The 16332-nt window shown below is 68.4% G+C and carries 14 protein-coding genes and 1 pseudogene; 9 read left to right on the forward strand and 6 right to left on the reverse strand.

Annotated features, from left to right (window positions below):
- Positions 1 to 2 precede the first annotated feature (2 nt).
- The 3 genes from QF034_RS00005 to QF034_RS00015 all read left to right on the forward strand — a co-directional run bounded on the left by QF034_RS00005 (position 3) and on the right by QF034_RS00015 (position 1027).
- Positions 3 to 155, forward strand: coding sequence for a helicase associated domain-containing protein (locus QF034_RS00005; protein ID WP_307179757.1), 153 nt, complete (start codon positions 3 to 5; stop codon positions 153 to 155).
- Between the two features lie 198 nt (positions 156 to 353).
- Entirely contained in the window at positions 354 to 491 is a 138-nt protein-coding gene (locus tag QF034_RS00010; protein WP_307172932.1) for a hypothetical protein, read from the forward strand.
- Between the two features lie 389 nt (positions 492 to 880).
- The gene (locus QF034_RS00015; protein ID WP_307172933.1) at positions 881 to 1027 is read left to right on the forward strand and encodes a UvrD-helicase domain-containing protein; all 147 of its coding nucleotides are present in this window, start codon (positions 881 to 883) and stop codon (positions 1025 to 1027) included.
- A gap of 61 nt (positions 1028 to 1088) precedes the next feature.
- Here the strand turns inward: QF034_RS00015 and QF034_RS00020 are convergent, their stop codons facing one another.
- Complete coding sequence (locus tag QF034_RS00020) at positions 1089 to 1394, reverse strand: ArsR/SmtB family transcription factor (protein WP_307172934.1); 306 nt, start codon at positions 1392 to 1394, stop codon at positions 1089 to 1091.
- 57 nt (positions 1395 to 1451) lie between these two features.
- Here QF034_RS00020 and QF034_RS00025 point away from each other — a divergent pair, with 57 nt between their 5' ends.
- The 4 genes and pseudogenes from QF034_RS00025 to QF034_RS00040 all read left to right on the forward strand — a co-directional run bounded on the left by QF034_RS00025 (position 1452) and on the right by QF034_RS00040 (position 6723).
- On the forward strand, positions 1452 to 1808 hold the full coding sequence (locus QF034_RS00025) for a putative quinol monooxygenase (protein WP_307172935.1): 357 nt from the start codon (positions 1452 to 1454) through the stop codon (positions 1806 to 1808).
- A 134-nt stretch (positions 1809 to 1942) separates the two neighbouring features.
- Positions 1943 to 2257, forward strand: a complete 315-nt coding sequence (locus tag QF034_RS00030; protein WP_307172936.1) for a hypothetical protein — start codon at positions 1943 to 1945, stop codon at positions 2255 to 2257.
- Between the two features lie 301 nt (positions 2258 to 2558).
- Positions 2559 to 4969, forward strand: a pseudogene (locus QF034_RS00035) (helicase associated domain-containing protein).
- A gap of 377 nt (positions 4970 to 5346) precedes the next feature.
- Complete coding sequence (locus QF034_RS00040) at positions 5347 to 6723, forward strand: pyridoxal phosphate-dependent decarboxylase family protein (RefSeq protein WP_307172937.1); 1377 nt, start codon at positions 5347 to 5349, stop codon at positions 6721 to 6723.
- 1602 nt (positions 6724 to 8325) lie between these two features.
- Here QF034_RS00040 and QF034_RS00045 read toward each other — a convergent pair.
- Positions 8326 to 9747 (reverse strand): serine/threonine protein kinase, encoded by a 1422-nt coding sequence (locus tag QF034_RS00045; RefSeq protein WP_307172938.1) that lies wholly within the window; start codon positions 9745 to 9747, stop codon positions 8326 to 8328.
- Positions 9748 to 9914: 167 nt separating this feature from the next.
- Between QF034_RS00045 and QF034_RS00050 the strand changes: the two genes are divergently transcribed.
- Positions 9915 to 10133, forward strand: coding sequence for a hypothetical protein (locus QF034_RS00050; protein WP_307172939.1), 219 nt, complete (start codon positions 9915 to 9917; stop codon positions 10131 to 10133).
- Positions 10134 to 10858: 725 nt separating this feature from the next.
- Here QF034_RS00050 and QF034_RS00055 read toward each other — a convergent pair.
- Positions 10859 to 11632, reverse strand: coding sequence for a hypothetical protein (locus QF034_RS00055; RefSeq protein WP_307172940.1), 774 nt, complete (start codon positions 11630 to 11632; stop codon positions 10859 to 10861).
- 1030 nt (positions 11633 to 12662) lie between these two features.
- Between QF034_RS00055 and QF034_RS00060 the strand changes: the two genes are divergently transcribed.
- On the forward strand, positions 12663 to 12965 hold the full coding sequence (locus QF034_RS00060; RefSeq protein ID WP_307172941.1) for a hypothetical protein: 303 nt from the start codon (positions 12663 to 12665) through the stop codon (positions 12963 to 12965).
- Positions 12966 to 13310: 345 nt separating this feature from the next.
- Here QF034_RS00060 and QF034_RS00065 read toward each other — a convergent pair whose 3' ends face one another.
- The 3 genes from QF034_RS00065 to QF034_RS00075 all read right to left on the reverse strand — a co-directional run bounded on the left by QF034_RS00065 (position 13311) and on the right by QF034_RS00075 (position 15768).
- Positions 13311 to 13493: a Tn3 family transposase gene (locus QF034_RS00065; protein ID WP_307172942.1), complete on the reverse strand. Its 183-nt coding sequence runs from the start codon at positions 13491 to 13493 to the stop codon at positions 13311 to 13313.
- Between the two features lie 977 nt (positions 13494 to 14470).
- Positions 14471 to 15415 (reverse strand): hypothetical protein, encoded by a 945-nt coding sequence (locus QF034_RS00070; protein ID WP_307172943.1) that lies wholly within the window; start codon positions 15413 to 15415, stop codon positions 14471 to 14473.
- Positions 15412 to 15768, reverse strand: a complete 357-nt coding sequence (locus tag QF034_RS00075) for a PadR family transcriptional regulator (RefSeq protein ID WP_086855123.1) — start codon at positions 15766 to 15768, stop codon at positions 15412 to 15414. The genes QF034_RS00070 and QF034_RS00075 overlap by 4 nt, the downstream gene beginning before the upstream one ends.
- Between the last annotated feature and the right edge of the window lie 564 nt (positions 15769 to 16332).

A 16332-nucleotide genomic window follows, 5' to 3' on the forward strand; every position in this document is an offset into this window, starting at 1 on the left:
CAGTGCCGCGCGGTCACGTCGAAGCCGTCGTCATCAACGGCCAGGAACACCAGCACAAGCTCGGCGTCTGGATCTCCAACACTCGCGCGAGGCGAGACAAGCTCACTGCGGAGCAGCGCGCCGCACTCGCCGAACTCGGAGTCGAATGGGCCTGATGGCGAACGAGGAAGCGTGCCGACCAGACGTTGTTCGCGTCCGGCGTGTACCCGGACAGGGTGATGGTGGCCGGGAGGGCGGTCTGCCCGGCCGCGGAACGGCAGAACCGGTAGGCGCCAGCGGCGAGGTTGGCGTTGCCCGGGGTGAATGTCGCGCCCAGGGTGCTGCCGCACGCGAACGTCGGCGAGGTGGTGCCGTTGAAGAGGAACGCCACGTACAGCTTTCCCGCCGTAGCCGGGACGGACCCGGTGAGGTTCATGGCCTTGTTGCTGGCGGAGTTCCATGTCGTCGACATGTCCGCGGTGACGCCCACCCGGTTGCCCGCGGTGTCGTAGACCCCGGCGAGGCACTGGCCGGAAGTGAGGCCGCTGCCGGCGGTGCCGATGACGGCGTGCAGTTTCGTAAGCGTGGCCGGGTGCCGCAGGACGATCTGCATGAGGTAGATGAATCCGGCGCTGAGGGTGGTGTCAGTGGTGGTGCAGGACGCGGGATCGAAGGTCCACCCAGCGAGGCCCCGGTTTGCGGGCGTCCATTCGTTGCCGGGGGCGGCCGGGGTCTGCCAGGTGCCGGGCGTGCCCGCGGCGGTGCACAGCCACCAGGCGCCGGTGGAGTCCTGCACGGTGTGCCCAGCGTCCCACGCCGAGGCCGCAGCCGGGCTGCTGACCCCGCTGCGTTCGCGGTTCGCAGAGGTCATCGTCGATGAGGCCCAGCTCCACCGCCGACCTTGCAAATCCTCCAGCTGCTGCACGACGCCGGCCTGCTGCTGGTCCTCGTTGGTGACCCGGACCAGGCCATCTACGCCTGGCGCGGCGCCGAACCCCAGGCCCTGAAAGGCCTCGCGGCCCGTCTGTCCCCGCCGCTCATCGCCTGACGGGCAACTGGCGCAGCTCGCCCGTCATCTGCCGCCCAGTGCCCGGGATCGGTCGCCCAGGTCACGACTTGGTTTTACCTTCGCTCGATTGGCTGAGTTCGGCCACGAGCAGCTGCAGCAGTCCGGGACAACTCTCCTCGATGTCCGTCCTGAGCAGCCTCAGTGTGCTTCCGTTGCCGTGATCACGCTGCACTACCAGGCCCGCCTCCCGCAGAACTCGGAAGTGGTGAGTGCGTGTGGCCTTCTTCACCGGTAGGTCGAACGACCCGCAGGCGCGCTCTTGATCCTCGGGGTCGGTCGCGAGTTCGGCGATCACCTTCCGCCGGGAGTCGTCCGCGAGCGCGGCGAACACTTTGCTCAGGTCCACGATCCTCCTTCAGGTACGACTTGCATCGTACCTCGGTGCACGGCTAGCCTCCCAGGTATGAACATCGTCATACCTGATGAGGGGAACGGCCCCATCGGCCTCTATGGATTCGCCCGCCCCCGCCCGGAACGTGCCGAGGAGCTAGAACGTCTGCTGCTTTCCTTCGTCGAGCCGACTCGTGCCGAGCCGGGCGCCTGGCAGTACCAGGTGCATCGCGATGCCTCCGATCCCACCACGCTGGTCTTCTACGAGCTGTGGCGTTCCGGGGACGATCTACGCAATCACCTTGCCCAGCCCGACCTTGTCCAGTTTCAGAAGACTCGCATGGACTACCTGCGCGAGGACCTGGAGATCCACTGGTTGACTCCTCTCACCGCGAAGACTTTGACCCAATCCTCATGGCAGGATGCGTAGCTTGGTCTCTTCCTGGATACGCAGGCCGCCAATGCCGTGACCGTGATTGCTCGCCGAGTCGAAGGCCCGGACGTGGACCTTCGCCGCCCTCAAACCGGTGAACCCCGCGGGTCACGGCACTAGCGGATGAGCGGTTGCAGGAGAACCTGGAAGCGGCCCGCGCGTACTACGAAGTGCACTGGACGCTGTGCGCACCCCGCTCCGCGGGCGTTGGACCGGCCGGTGGGGCAGTGGCTTCGAACCTGCGCCGTCCCGGCGCCCTGGACGGACAGCCCGAATGGGAGACGGCGCTCAAGGAGATCGACCCGGACTGGAACCCGGCGTGGCCGGCCGACTGGCAGCGGCACTACGCCGCCCTACGCGAGCTCGTACGCGACGAAGACGGCCAGGCCGCCCAAGCCAACGTCCAGCCCGGCGTCACCATCCACGGCATGGACATCGGGAAGTGAGGACGGCGACAAGACGCTCATGACGCGGGTCACCCGCAAACGAAGGCACACACCGAGCGTAGCCAGACCCTCACTCCCCCACTCCAGAATCAACCAACTCACGCCCACACAGGCGACATCCGCCCCACCCGGGAAACGACAGCGCCCTTCACCAACCCGACGACACCACCAACACCAACTGCCCACCACCCCCGGACCCCGCAAGTGGTGAAAACAGATGACGCCCGCACAGTGAAAAAACACTGACGCCCATCACCTTTCTGACTACGCGCCACATTCCGCGAAAAGGAGAACACCGGAAATGGCCGTGAAACTGCGTGACCACCAAATCGAGGCAGTTGACGCCATCGTGCGCGGATTCGACATTCCGCCCGGCGGTATTCCCTTCAACGGCCTCCGCGGACAGGTACACGCCGCATGCGGAACGGGAAAGACCATCATTGCTGCCGCGTCGGCAAAACGGCTTGTGCCCAATGGGCGCATTCTCGTGCTGGTGCCGACGCTGGACCTGCTGGCGCAGACGGTGAAGGCGTGGCACGACGCCGGACACAAGGGGCCGGCCGTGGCCGTCTGCTCGCTCCAGGACGACCCCGAGCTGTGGAGCATGAAGGTGCGCTCCACCACGAACCCCGTACAGCCGGCGCTGTGGCACGGGCAGGGGCCGGTCACCATCTACGCCACCCACGCCTCCCTGGGTGTGCTGGCGGAGGCTTTCGAGGGTGCCTACGGCCAGAAGCTTTCCCCGGTGGACCTTGCGTGCGTGGACGAGGCTCACCGTACTTCCGGATCGCTCGGAAAGGCGTGGGCGGACATCCACGACCAGACCGTCATCCCGGCCCACCGGCGGCTGTACCTGACGGCCACGCCGCGGATCTGGGAGGAAGGCTGAGTCGGGAGGTCGCGGAGGGGGTGCGCGACCCGCTGCCGAGGGAGAGGGCGGCGAGCATGGATGACGAAAAGATCTTCGGGCCCGTGCTCTACAAGCTCTCGCTCGCGTCTGCCGTGTCGCGCGGGTTGCTTGCGCGGTACCAGATCATCGTCCTGGAGCTCCAGGACCCGGTCCTCACCCCCGAGCGGCTCTATGGCGAGGAGCGGTACAGCGAGGAAGTGCGCGGGCAGCGGCTCGGGGCGCTCAGGCCGCGCTGCTGCACACGATGGCGCAGCATGGGCTTCAGACGTGCATCACCTTCCACCACCGGACGATAGAGGCACAGGCGTACGCGGAGGGCCTGGAGCGGGTCGCCGCCAAACTGCACGCGGACCAGCCGGAGAAGTACCCGAAGCGGATCTGGGTCGACTGGCTGTGCGGCGAGCACGCCCCCGAGCACCGGCGGGAGGTACTCGGCTCGTTCGGGACCGCCGCACAACGGGCCGTGCTCTCCAACTGCCGTGTGCTGGGCGAGGGTGTGGACATCCGGGCCGTGGACTCCGTCGCCCTGCTGGACCCGAAAGGCGCCCCCCACGACATCGTCCAGGCCATCGGCCGCGCCCTGCGGCAAAAGCCCGGACAAGGCAAGCTCGCTTCTCTGATCGTGCCCGTATTTCTCCAGCCCGAAGAACGACCCGAGGACATGTTCACCTCGGGATCGTATCGCCCTTTGGTGAAGGTACTTGAGGGATTGCGAGCTCACGATGAAGAGGCCGTGGAATTGCTCGCGATCCCCCAGGAAGCGCAAAAGGACGTCGCGCAGCCGTCCACGTTCATCGGTCCGCCGCCCGAGGAAGGACAGGAAGAATCCCGCCTGTTGCTCCGGTTCGCCGCCCCCAGGGACCCGGTGATGGTCGCGAACTGGGTGAACTTCAACGTGATCGACACCCGAACGGCAGGACTGGGCCCGCGGCTGGGCGGCGCTCAAGCGGTTCGTTGACCGTGAGGGGCACGCCCGGGTGCCGTACGGCCACAAGGAACCCCCCGGCCCCTACCCCCTTGGACAGTGGGTCGCAGAACAGCGAAGGACCTACGGGGCCGGACAGATGACCGGCCAGCGCGCGGCGCGGCTGGAGAAACTCGGCATGGTCTGGTCACTCGCGGACGAGCGGTTCCAGGAGAACCTGGAAGCCGCCCGCGCGTACTACGAGCAGCACTGGACACTGTGCGCACCCCGCTCCGCGACGATGCTGGACCGGCCCGTAGGGCAATGGCTGTCCAACCTCCGCCGACCCGGCGCCCTCGACGACCACCCCGAATGGAAGACCGCCCTCAAGGAGATCGACCCGGACTGGAACCCGGCATGGCCGGCCAACTGGCAACGCCACTACGCCGCGCTGCGCGAGCTGCTGCGCGACGAGGACCAGGCCGACGTCCTGCCCGGCGTCACCATCCACGGCATGGACATCGGGAAGTGGCTGGCCCGACAACGCCAGCACACCATCTGGACGGGCCTGACGGACGGACAGCGCGAACTCCTGGAGCAGATCGGCATCACGCCGCTGCCACCGGAGCAGGAGACGCCCGCCGAGGCCCGCAAGGGCGGCTCTGGGGCCTTCGAACGGGGTATTGCGGCCCTCGCGCAGTACAAAGCCCGCACCGGCTCCGTAGGGCCCATCAGCCGCTCACACACCGAGGTTCTACCGGACGGCACAGAGGTACGGCTAGGTGTGTGGATCATGAACCAGAAGGGACGCCGCGCCAAACTCACCCCCGACAAACTCCAACAGCTAGCCGACCTCGGACTGGAGTGGGCGGCGGCATACCGCCGCATGGAAGGCTGAGCGGGGTCCGTGCCAGACACAGTAGCTGGCACGGACCCTCAGTGCGGTACGCGGCCGTAGGCCGCCCGGGTAAGCGTGTGTCCCGTCGTGGCCGATGCCCATCCCTGAGCGTCGTCCGTTGACCGGCGACACTGGCAACGCGCAGAGGGTCGAAGGCCTGTTCCCCCGTACAGGCTCGACCGCGCCCTTCTCCGGTGACCAGCCGGTGACCAGCGGCCCCCGGGGAAACGCAGGACCCCGGGGGCCGCTGGGGCCTGTTTACGAGCGCCTTTAACTTTTTCCACGCCCCCGCCGCCGGGGCTGAGGGATCGGAAGGCAGTCCAATCTCCCCCCATTGGCCGTTCCCGGCCGCTCGGACGGGCGGTTACGGTCCGGCCATGGACGAGCTGACCAGGATCTTTCATCACGCCGCCGAGCACGCCGCCGCCTACCGCCGCTCGCTGCCCGAGCGACCGGTGGCGCGGCCCGTCGACTACGCAGCCCTGCGCGCCGCGTTCTCCCGCCCCTTGAACCGCTCGCCCGCCGACCCGCTCACGGTGGTCGACGAGTTGGTGGCCGCCGCCGAGACGGGGCTCGTCGCCACCGCGGGGCCGCGGTTCTTCGGGTTCGTCGTCGGCGGGGCGCTGCCCGCGGCCACCGCCGCGGAGATCCTCGCCGCCGGGTGGGACCAGAACGCCTTCAACGCCGCGCTCTCGCCCGCCGCCCTCGCCGCGGAGGAGGCGGCAGGCGGCTGGCTGAAGGACCTCCTCGGCATCCCCGACACGGCCTCCACCGGGTTCGTCACCGGCGGGCAGGCGGCCAACACCGCAGGGCTCGCGGCAGCCCGGCAGCACCTGCTCACCGAGGCCGGCTGGGACGTTGGGCACAAGGGGCTGGGCGGCGCCCCGCGCCTGCGGGTGGTCGCGGGCGAGGAGCGCCACGCCACCATCGACCGCTCGCTGCGGCTGCTCGGCCTGGGCACCGACTGCCTGGAGACGGTCCGCACCGATGGACGCGGTGCCCTCGACACCGACGACCTGCGGCGCGTGCTGGCGTCCGACCCGGGAACGCCGGCGATCGTCTGTACGCAGGCGGGCAACGTGAACACCGGCGCCTGCGACGACCTGCGTACCGCCTGCGATCTCACCCACGCCCACGGCGGCTGGGTGCACGTCGACGGCGCCTTCGGCCTGTGGGCGGCCGCGAGCCCGGCGACCCGCCCTCTCCTCGACGGCGTCGAGCTGGCCGACTCCTGGGCCTGCGACGGCCACAAGTGGCTGAACGTGCCCTACGACTGCGGCTACGCCTTCTGCTCCCGCCCCGCCGTCCACGCCGACGCTCTGTCGTACACCGCCTCCTACCTCACCCCCGCCGACGGCCCGGTGGCCGGCGGCGCCGACTACACCGCCGAGTCCTCCCGCCGCGCACGCGGCTTCGCCACCTGGGCGGCGCTGCGCGAACTCGGCCGTGACGGCGTCGCCGAACTCGTGGACCGCTGCTGCTTGCTCGCCCGCCGCTTCGCGGCCGGCCTGAGGGCGGCGGGCTTCGAGGTGGTCAACGACGTGACGCTCAACCAAGTCCTCGTCAGCTTCGGCGACGACGCCCGCACCGACCACGTCGTGCAGGCGGTGCAGAATGACGGCACCTGCTGGATGGGCGCCACCACCTGGCGCGGCCGGCGGCTGATGCGCATCTCGGTGTCCGGCCACAACACGGCACAGGCCGACGTCGACCAGTCGATCGCGGCGATCGTGCGGCTGGCGCGGGCGTCGTAACCCTGGCGGCACTCACCCCGTCCACTTCCTCGACCCCCAGGCGTCGACCGAGCTCCCGACCTGCCTTCCACGAAGTGGCCCGCATCGCCGGCTGCTCCCCCTCCTACCTCAGCCGCATCCTCACATGACGAGTGCCGGCCTCTCCTTGGCATCTGCGGACAGGCCCACACACACCGCACCCAGCTCTCCAGGAACGCATACGGCGTGTCCTGGTGCCGGTGCGTGGCGACCGATCCCACGAACAGAGGGATCAGCCATGCGCACATGATGTTTTCCCGCGCCGTTGAGATGTCCTGTTAGGCGTTGGCGTGGCGGCGCCAGGCCGTCTTTCGCGGAGGGGCATGGTGCCCGGGCTCATCCGAACGGGCAGCCTGCTGACGCCACAGCCACAGCGACGTCATGGACAGCAAAGTGGTGAAGACCATCAGGAACACCACCGCTATCCACATCTGCCGGCTTCCAAGGTCGTCCCATCCCGCCGATGCAGCCGAAGCAGCCCACAAGGCGGCGCCCCCGGCGTAAAAGGTGCGGATCCTGCGCAGCTGCCGCAGGGCTCGTACGGATTCAGCGTGATCAGTTTCCGGTGTCATGGCGACGCAGGTACCCCGATACGCGCCCTCCAGCAACAGCACTACAGAGTTGAGCACCAGGCCGAGCGATGGGTGCGCGGACGGCGTGGGCCGGTCCTTGATCGCGGTTTCTGTTTGCGCTGCATGTGGCGCGTCGGCTCAGCTTTCAGTGCAGCGGGCCCTGGACTTCGCGGAGAATCCGGCGACGCGGCTGTGTACTCTGCGCGGTTGCTCCGACCGACGCCTGAGACCTTGATGCTGAAGAGGGGGACGTACCACGGGTCCGCGTCCAGCGGGCGGGCCGGGCCGAGGCGGCGGTCCACCGTCCGCGGCCGGCCAAGGCCACCACCGCCACGGCGGCCGCCACCACCGCTGCCCCGACACCGCGTGCGTGAACTGAACACCGCACCCACGCACCGATAGAACAATGACGCGCCCGGCCTCCCCGGCCGGGCGCGTCTCGTCTACTCGGACCGGCCCTGGCGCTGGCGAGCCGGTGAGACTCCTTGCCAGGTCCTCGTACCTCGGGTGGAGGGGCACGCAGACGGCAGTCTCCGCTGTGCCGAAGATGCATCGGGGCGTGTGTGGAGCGCCGGGCAGGCCTTGCACCTGCATTTCCCCGCAGGAAGCGGGACGTCTTTCCTTAGACGACCAACGCGGGAGTGCAGCCGCCGCAGCGACCACCTCTCGAGATCAACGTAGGGCAGTTGCGTCGGCAGTGCACTGTGGGGCTGTCCGGACGGGGGCCTCGCTGCCCTGCCACCGCGACATCTCATGACCGCTTGCCGGGTCAGCTGCGAAGCGCCGCCCGAGCCAGCCGCCGGTCTTCGACGCGGGCGGCGCCTCCGGCTTCTCTTGGCGCTCGCGCAGCGTCTTGTTCGGCCTGGCACGCCGCCTCGATGTCCCGGGTCTTGCACGCGTCGCACGCACATGCCCGTTGAAGGCGCTGGGTCGATGAACCGCGGTCGGCCGCCCGGCTTCCCCGCCGAGCCCGCCATGCTGGTACGACCGCCATCTCGGCGCTTCCTGCTCCTCACTTGGCCTGTGCTGCCTTCTTGCCCATCTGGTTCTTCCGCGCTTGACCCGGCGGTCCGGTCGGAGCCTTTGCCCTGCCCCTCCCTGCTGCGATGGGCGTTGCCTGCTCAGAAGTGTGGGGCGTCGAGGCGGGGTGGGTGGCGGGCCGTGTGCGTGTTGGGAGTGGCTCGCTCAGCGGCTGAGCGGGCGCGGAGGGGCCGTGCGAGGGCGGGGCGGCCGATGCGGAGAGCGCGTCATCGTTGTGAGCCGGGGTGTCCGAAGGGGTGGAAGGGGCGGCCTGATCAGGGGCGGATGGGGCCGCTTCTGGCCCTGCCTTGTCTGCGGCGTCGGGATGTGAGAGGCCGTCGGTGACGATCAGGCCTGCGGCGACGAGCGCGGTGAGTGCAGCTGCCGCCCCACGCGTTCGGAGGCGGCCGCGGACGGTCCGGGACCGACACCCTTCCTCATGGAGATCTGTTGAGGCGCTCGAGCTCCAGGGCGCTTTCGCGGCGGGGGACGAGCTTTGGTGTGTGGTGTCGGCGTGGTCCTCGGCTGCGGGCGGTGTGACGCTGAGCGCGGGCCGGGCACCGGGCGCGGCAGGGTTTGCCGTGCTCGTTCCGGCGAGACGGGTCAGGGCTTGAGCGCAGTGGCGCGCCATGGGGCGATCTTGTTCTTCCAGAGTGGTCATGTCCCGCAGGAGGGTGGCAAAACCGCCGGGCAGGAAATCCGGGAGGGCGGGCCGGCGGTGCAGGCGCGCTATGGCGGACTCGAGGGGGCCGCCGTCGTACTCGAGTCGACCGGTGAGGCTCTCGAGGAGGACCAGGCCGAGGGCATAGATGTCTGCGGGCCGGCCGACGGAGCGGCCCAAGACCTGTTCAGGAGAGAGATAGGCCGCCGTGCCGGTCAGGGTGCCTGTGGCGGTGCGGGTAGTCGCGTCCAGCAGCCGGGAGATGCCGAAGTCCGTCAGATGGGGATAGCCGGAGGAGTCCAGGATGATGTTGGACGGTTTGACATCCCGGTGGACGATCCCCGCCTCGTGGGCGTGAGCCAGGGCATCGGCCAATGCCGCGCCGAGCGCTGCAGCAGCCTCGCACGACAGGGGAGCCTCGGCGATGCGAGATTTCAGGGTGGGCCCGTCGATCAGCTGCATGACCAGGAAGGCATCGCCGTCATGGTGTCCGGCGTCGAAGGCGGTCACCAGCCCCGGATGCTGCAAGCGGGCCAGGATCACAGCCTCGCTGCGGAAAGCATCCTCCGTGTCGAAGCCGGTACCGGCGCGGAACACCTTCACAGCAACCGGCCGCCGCAGCCGCAGGTCGAATCCGCGGTGTACGTCAGCGGCGCCACCCGAACCGATCAGCGCATCCAGACGGTAGCGGCCCGCCAGAACTCGGGTGCAGCCTTGGAAGGCCCGGGCGCCCCGCACCTCGCGCAATCCCACTTTCGATCTCCCCACTCCGCGCACTCGCACCGCTCGGACGCCCCTCGTCGACGGGCCGCCGAACGCAGGTACCCGTCCATCCGTCGCTTGCACAACAATGGGTGGTGGCCCGCCTGACCGACCGTCGGGCCGGACGGCGAGCACCGGGTGGGACCGCACCCGACCGCATGGCCATCTACGACCGGCGAGCCCACAGCGGACTGCGCACTCTCGGCATCACCCTCAGCCACGCACCCAGCCGCTACAGCCGCTACAGCCGCTACATCGAAACGATCGACCAGCTCCTGGCCGCCGCCCCAACCCCCATCCGCAACCGGACCCCACGCGACATGGACACCGCCCTCTACTGGCTCAACCACCCCACCGACACCACAACGAGCGCATAGAAACACTCAACGAACCTGATCAGCACGCAATGAAACTGACCGCAGCTGACCAACACTCATCCCACCTGACAAAGCACCAGCTCAGCACGCAGCCCAAGCCCCCGTTCCCTCCATCACCGAGCCGCAGCACCGGGGCCTGGAGCGCTACCACCACCAGACACCAAACTGATCAGCCCAGGCCCACCCCATGACCCACTGATCAGAAAAACCGCTCCTGGACACCAGCAGCTCGCCGCCCTGGGACTCGACTGGGCGGAGGCGTAGCCGCATGGGAGGCTGCCGCGCGAGGGGCCGTGCCGGACACAGCCGGCACGGGTGCTCAGCCATGCTGCGGCGCCTCCCCACGGCGCCGCGCTGAGCGGAGCGCCCACGACGGGCCCGGCCACATCGCGGCAGCAGCTGCTCCCCCTCGACGACTCCCGGGCAGTGCGGTCTCCTCACGCTGCCGCATCCGTGACGGTGGGAGTACGGCGAGCGGCCCACCCTCGGCCGGCTCGACGGCACACGGCCCGGCACCCCTCCCCCACCCCCTCCGCAGCCAGCCTGTCCTCCGTCACAACCGAGCCGCCGCAGACGGCAGCGCGCAAGCCACGTAAACCGCCCACCGTGGCCGTGCTCTGGCAGCGTTCAACAACCGAAAGGGTGTTCAAAAAACTCCGGGCGTCCAGAAACCCTCTGGGGCCCTTTTCTGGCGGCCAGCGGTATCGCCGGCATCCTGCAACCGCTCAGCGCATCGATGCCGCATTAGCTCTCACGTCATCGGAGTCGAATATCACGGCGGTATCAACGTCCACGTCCACGTCCACGTCCACGTCCACGTCCACGTCCACGTCCACGTCCACGTCCACGTCCACGTCCACGTCCACAACATCATGTACCGCGGGCGCTTCGACAGCGTCGTACACATCGTCAACGTCAACGACGACCGGACGGGAGGAAAGCCCGGGCTGATCCGTGAACCATTCGCCCACCAGGTCCATGACGTCGTGCAGAGCCGCCAGCGGAAAGTACTCAACCCCCCGGGTGGACAGCCATCCTTCCATGTCGAGTCCGTCCAGGACGAACTTCTCCAGCGCTCTCGCCATACCGACGGGCAACCCTGTGATCCGTAGATGCTGCGCGGTCAGTCCATCCTCGGCGTGCTGCCGGAGCCTGTTATAGCCGCTCCCGGAGCTGATGCCGGGCTTCACTGTGTCCTCACCAGTCGCGGTGTCCAGTCCGCTCACGACGTAGTACACGTCGTGGGGTGGGACAGCGCCGCCGTACATCCCCGGGGGACATTGGGGGCACCCACATTTCATCTTGTTCGGGATCAGGCCGAACTCGTGCCCGGCGAAACAGACCGCCCGGTGAGGGCGTGACGCTGCTATCCACTGTGACTCGAGCACGGTGATGCCGAGGTCCTTGGCTCTCTCGGAGAGCTCCTCGAACTTGGCCAGCTTGTTGCAGGTGCCGCAGAAGTCTGGACGGATGGCCTGACGCCCATCCCAGCTGTCCACGTAGAACGAGTGCGAGTGGCCGCGACGGCACCTGACGTCGACGGCGTTGCGGAAGCCGCGCGTATGGCGCGTTCGAACGCCATGGTCTGAAGGGCCCCCCCACCACCTGCGGCGCTCCGGCGTACGCCAACATCCGCCATGATTTGCGCAAACACGCCATGGCCGTACAATTGCACGATTGTGACCCAACTCACTGCATCCACCTGAACCCGGCCCGCCTCTTGTCCGTGCCGCCGAGGATGACTCCGGCGCCGCCCGGGTACAGCGGGATCGCACGGACGCGTAACCCAGCCGGGGCCTGACTCCCGGTCAGCACAAGGGGCGTCCGAAGCCCTAAGAGGTGGCTTCGGACGCCCCGTTCGACCGTAGGGCCTGCGGCACTCATCCCTGCCGTCGTCGGTCTCGTCCCCGTCGGCACCTGCCCTACGTCAGCAGCCGAAGTACCCGGTAGCGCTTCCTTGGCCGCCGGCCAGGGCAGCCGATGAACCCGATCAGCCCCAGGCCGCCTACGCGAGATCGGCGTCCCTACACAGCGCTGAAGGATTTCCGCAGTCCGCCAACTGGTCCTTCAGGCCCCAGCCACCGTTATCGCGATAGCCCCGGGGCTACCACGACAAGACCGCCACACGGCTGGACACCGAAGCTGGCGGAACCTGCGGCAGCCCTGTCCGGGACAAGGTCCGAACAAGGCCCGGACCAGCCCGGACAGTCGGCGAACTGTCCGGGACAGCCGGCTCTCATTCCTTCACGTGTCGATGGCCAGCAGCCTGTGTGGTGTCTGGCTGGCCAAACGGTCGCCACAGCCCGCTGCGTCGATGAATCACTCTCCACACAGCGGGCTGATCCTGACCTACAACCGTCGATCCGCGACGTGTGGATGACATCCGTTTTGTCCTGCTTGGCGGACGCCAGCAGGACTATGAAGGAGGAGCTCTTGCAACTGTTCAAAGGACTCGGAATGGCCATCGCTGCGACCGCGGCAGCCTTCGCGATGATGCCGTCAGCGTCAGCAGCGGCTCAGGCGGACACCATGTCCGCCCCCCCGGCTCCCGCAGCCGTGAACTGCGACTGGAACCCCACCAAGAGCACCACCGGCGTGAGCCTCACGACCACCAAAGAGATCAGCCTGAGGTACGGGCCGGCTGCGAGCTGCCCGTTCATCGGGTGGGATGACATGGATGTGCCCACGCTGTTGTGGGCTGTGTGTAAGTACCGCAACCCCGACTCGGGCAACACCTGGTACTACACCGATCCGAACGAGGCCAGCTGGGCCAGGGGCTGGATCTACTCCGGCAACGTCAAGGTCGGTTCCGGGACGATCCCCAGCTGCTGAACGTGATCCGGAGTTCGTGTCCCAACCCGTTATGGAGCGTGCAGGACAAACGGGTTTGCCGCCAGGGTGCCAGGGTGAGCTTCCCGGGGGTACGCACATGAAGGCAGGGCCCTTTCGATGCTGACCGTCCTCGACAGATCCCATCTGGCCGGTCTCATCCTGGCCTTCGGCCTCATGGTCGCCGTCCGGCGCTACATCGCTTCCGCCCACGCCTGACACCGCACCACGAAAAAGCGGCGCCCGAAGCCATAAGAGGTGGCTTCGGGCGCCGCTTTTGACTGTACGGCCAGCACGACACGGCGAAGGCTCCGGCAGGTCAGGCGGCCTGGCCGAGGCCGACGGCGGTCAGGTCCTGCTCCGCAGCGGGGTGAAGTCGACATCGAGCTTCGGGTCGTACGCCTCGGGCTGGATGCCGAGTTCGTACGTGGAGTATTCGCCGAACCGGTTGATGTGCTCCGTCAGGTACGGCGAGATGTGCGCCAGGTCCTCCGGGTCGATCTCCCATCCCTCCTCCAGTAGCTGACGCACGATCTCCCGATGTCCAGGGCGTTGTGGAAGATCACCGCGTTCGTGAGCAAGGCGTTGAACAGCGAGCTGGCGGGCGCCCTTCGGGGCGGCCGAGGATCGCAACCAGATCCTCTACCGCCTCTGGGACCTGGAGGTTCAGCTGGCGGTCGCTTTCCGGGGCGACCGAGGATCGCAACTGGGTCCGCGTAGGCTGGCATATTGGGCCCAAGCTGCTGACGGTCGCCCTTTGGGGTGACTGAGGATCGCAACTGGAAAGGTTGGGTTTTTGACGAGATGGTCTCACCTGGCGGCCACCCTCCAAGATGACCGAGGATGGCAACTCCGAGCCGGGCTGAAGATCGAAGTCGTCCAACCATTAGCGGTCGCCCTTCGAGGCGGTCGAGGACCGTAACTAATAACGCAGGCCACCACGCGCGAGCTGGTTCTCCTGCCTGGCGGGCGCCTTCCGGGACGACCGAGAATCGCAGCCCCGGGTGTAAGGACCCGCAGGAGCCAAAGAAGGACCGTGGCGGTTGCCCTCTGGGGCAGCCGAGGATTGCAACTACGTGCCCAGGGCGGAGATCACCGAACGTTCCGACTGGCGGCCGCTCTCCGGGGCGGCCGAGGACCGTCGCCCCGGGACGTTCGACCGGACGACCAACACCGTCTGCTGACGGTCGCCCCCGGGGTGACCGAGGATCGCAACCACCCGGACTCCAGGTCCACACCGTAGACCGCTGGCTCTGGCGGTCGTCCTTCCAGGCGACCGAGGGTCGCAACCAGGCCGGGGCGGGGGCGTAGGCCATGGGCAGTTCCTGGTGGTCGCCCTTCGAGGCGACCGAGGAGTTCAAGCACACCTGCTTGAACTCCTCGGCGTCGACGAGACGCGACCCCACTGGCTGGGGACCTAACTCCCTATGTGCGAAGTCTCCGGCTAGCAGGAGGCCCGGCAGAAGCGCCGGGCCGATCCGGGGTGCGGCCCGGGGTCCCGGAGCCAGCTATGCCGCGCTCGGCGGGGTTGACTGGAAGTGGCGCCGGCGCGCGCGGAGGAAGGGCACCGTGCTGCTGAGCAGGACCAGGAGCAGGACAACCACGCCCGCGGGGGTGAGCTGGACCGTCACTTGCAGCGTGGTGGGCAGCACGGCCACCGCCACGCCAGCGACGGTCAACCGGTTACGCGTGCCGAAGAGCAGGGCGATCGCGAGGACCCCGGCCCACAGGACCCCGGCCCACAGCGGGCCGATGTCGCTGAGAACGCCCAGCGTGAAGGGGTAGTACATGTCGACGAGCTGCACGCCCGACACCAGGACGGCCGCCAGGGCGGTGGTTCCCATGATCGTGCGGCGTTGTGGCAGGGAGGGGCCGAGCAGATCCCTGGGTGCGGCGAGGACGACGGCGCCGGTGAGCAGCGGCACGGCCAGTCGGATCACTGCGATCGAGGGGGTGCCGTGGAAGCCGGAGGAGGCGAACGCGGCCAGCAGGACGTCGGCCAGGCACAGCACCATCGCCGGCACGACCAGTGCACGGGCCACGGTCCAGCGCCCGGTCCAGACAGCCGCGAGCGCCGCCAGCCAGAGCAGCGGCGTGAGGCCCGTGTTGGCCAGGCTCAGCACATTCGGGAGCGAGGACGCCGGCAAGGTCCGGACGCCGGGGGCGAAGAGCCACAACAGGCCCGCCGCGAAGCTACCCGTCGCCACGGCGACAGCCAGCGGGGCCGCCTGCGCCAGGACCTGACCCGCCATCCGGTCGGAGCCCAGGCCGGTGCGCCGCCGCAGGCCATGGCCGGCGACGTCGAGCGCCTCGCGCAGCCGACCGAGCGGGCCGGCATCCTGCGTCGCCTCAGCATAGATCGCGGTCAACTCGGCTTCGTGCTCAGCGCGGTAGGCGGCCGGATGGAGGCGCAGCGCCCAGCGGAACGCGAGTGAGCTGTGCTGCTGCGTCATGCCAGAGCCCCCTTCGGGCGGATGGCGTGGGCGCGACGGGCGGCCAGTCGACGCTCCGCCTCGGCGACGACAGTACGCAGCCGCTCCGTCTCGGCGGCCAGCACGTCTCGGCCGGCCTCGGCGAGGGCGTAGACCTTGCGCGCCCGACCGTCCACGACCTCCTCGCGCTCGACCCGGATCAGGCCCTGCTGGACCAGCCGGTCCAGCGCGCCGTAGAGAGTACCGGTGCGCATCCGCACACGGCCCTGGGAGATCGCGTCGATCTCCTGAATCAGTCCATAGCCGTGCCTGGGCTCGTCGGCCAGGGCAGTGAGCAGGAGCAGCGTCGGCTCCTGAAGCGGTCGCTCATTCATGCCGCCTATATATATCAGCGACCGGCATATGTTGTCGATCGATCATCGTTCTGCCGCCCGGAAGCCCGATCCGCTGCCTGGGGGCCTGGCCGCTGTTGGCGGCGGCACGTCAGCGGGCTGATATCGCCCAGTACCCGATCGCACAGATAGTCGCTGGCCGGCTGCACCTCAGCGCCGGATCCGTCGACTACGGCATACGGCGGCACTCCATCCGGGAGCGCGACCGCTTGCCGCCCACGCGAGGCAGTACTCGACGACCACGCAGAGCTCGTCACGGCGCTCGCGCTCCTACCACCAAGCGCACGGCGAACGGTAGCGAGGCCACCAGCCCGGCGGGCGAGAAAGTGCAGTCAACAGGTCATCCACACCAGGCCAGAAGGCCCTCACCCATTTCAAGATCGCACGTCAATGATCACTGTCACCAACCTCCGTGGACAGAACACCTTTCCTCACCAAGCTGGGATGTCGCCCCGTTACGCGACCACGCTGCTGCGGGCCCTGCTCGTGCTGACCAACACCGAAGTCGCACGCTGACGGGCCCGGCAGACGATCTTGGGCACGGAC

The sequence above is a fragment of the Streptomyces africanus genome (assembly GCF_030816955.1).
In the GTDB taxonomy this organism is placed as follows: domain Bacteria; phylum Actinomycetota; class Actinomycetes; order Streptomycetales; family Streptomycetaceae; genus Streptomyces; species Streptomyces africanus.

Excerpts from the sequence above, each read along its gene's own strand:
- QF034_RS00060 (WP_307172941.1), top strand. The coding sequence starts at position 12,663 with ATGTCCGCCCCCCCGGCTCCCGCAGCCGTGAACTGCGACTGGAACCCC.
- QF034_RS00025 (WP_307172935.1), top strand. The coding sequence starts at position 1,452 with ATGAACATCGTCATACCTGATGAGGGGAACGGCCCCATCGGCCTCTAT.
- QF034_RS00050 (WP_307172939.1), top strand. The coding sequence starts at position 9,915 with ATGGCCATCTACGACCGGCGAGCCCACAGCGGACTGCGCACTCTCGGC.
- QF034_RS00040 (WP_307172937.1), top strand. The coding sequence starts at position 5,347 with ATGGACGAGCTGACCAGGATCTTTCATCACGCCGCCGAGCACGCCGCC.
- QF034_RS00075 (WP_086855123.1), bottom strand. The coding sequence starts at position 15,768 with ATGAATGAGCGACCGCTTCAGGAGCCGACGCTGCTCCTGCTCACTGCC.
- QF034_RS00070 (WP_307172943.1), bottom strand. The coding sequence starts at position 15,415 with ATGACGCAGCAGCACAGCTCACTCGCGTTCCGCTGGGCGCTGCGCCTC.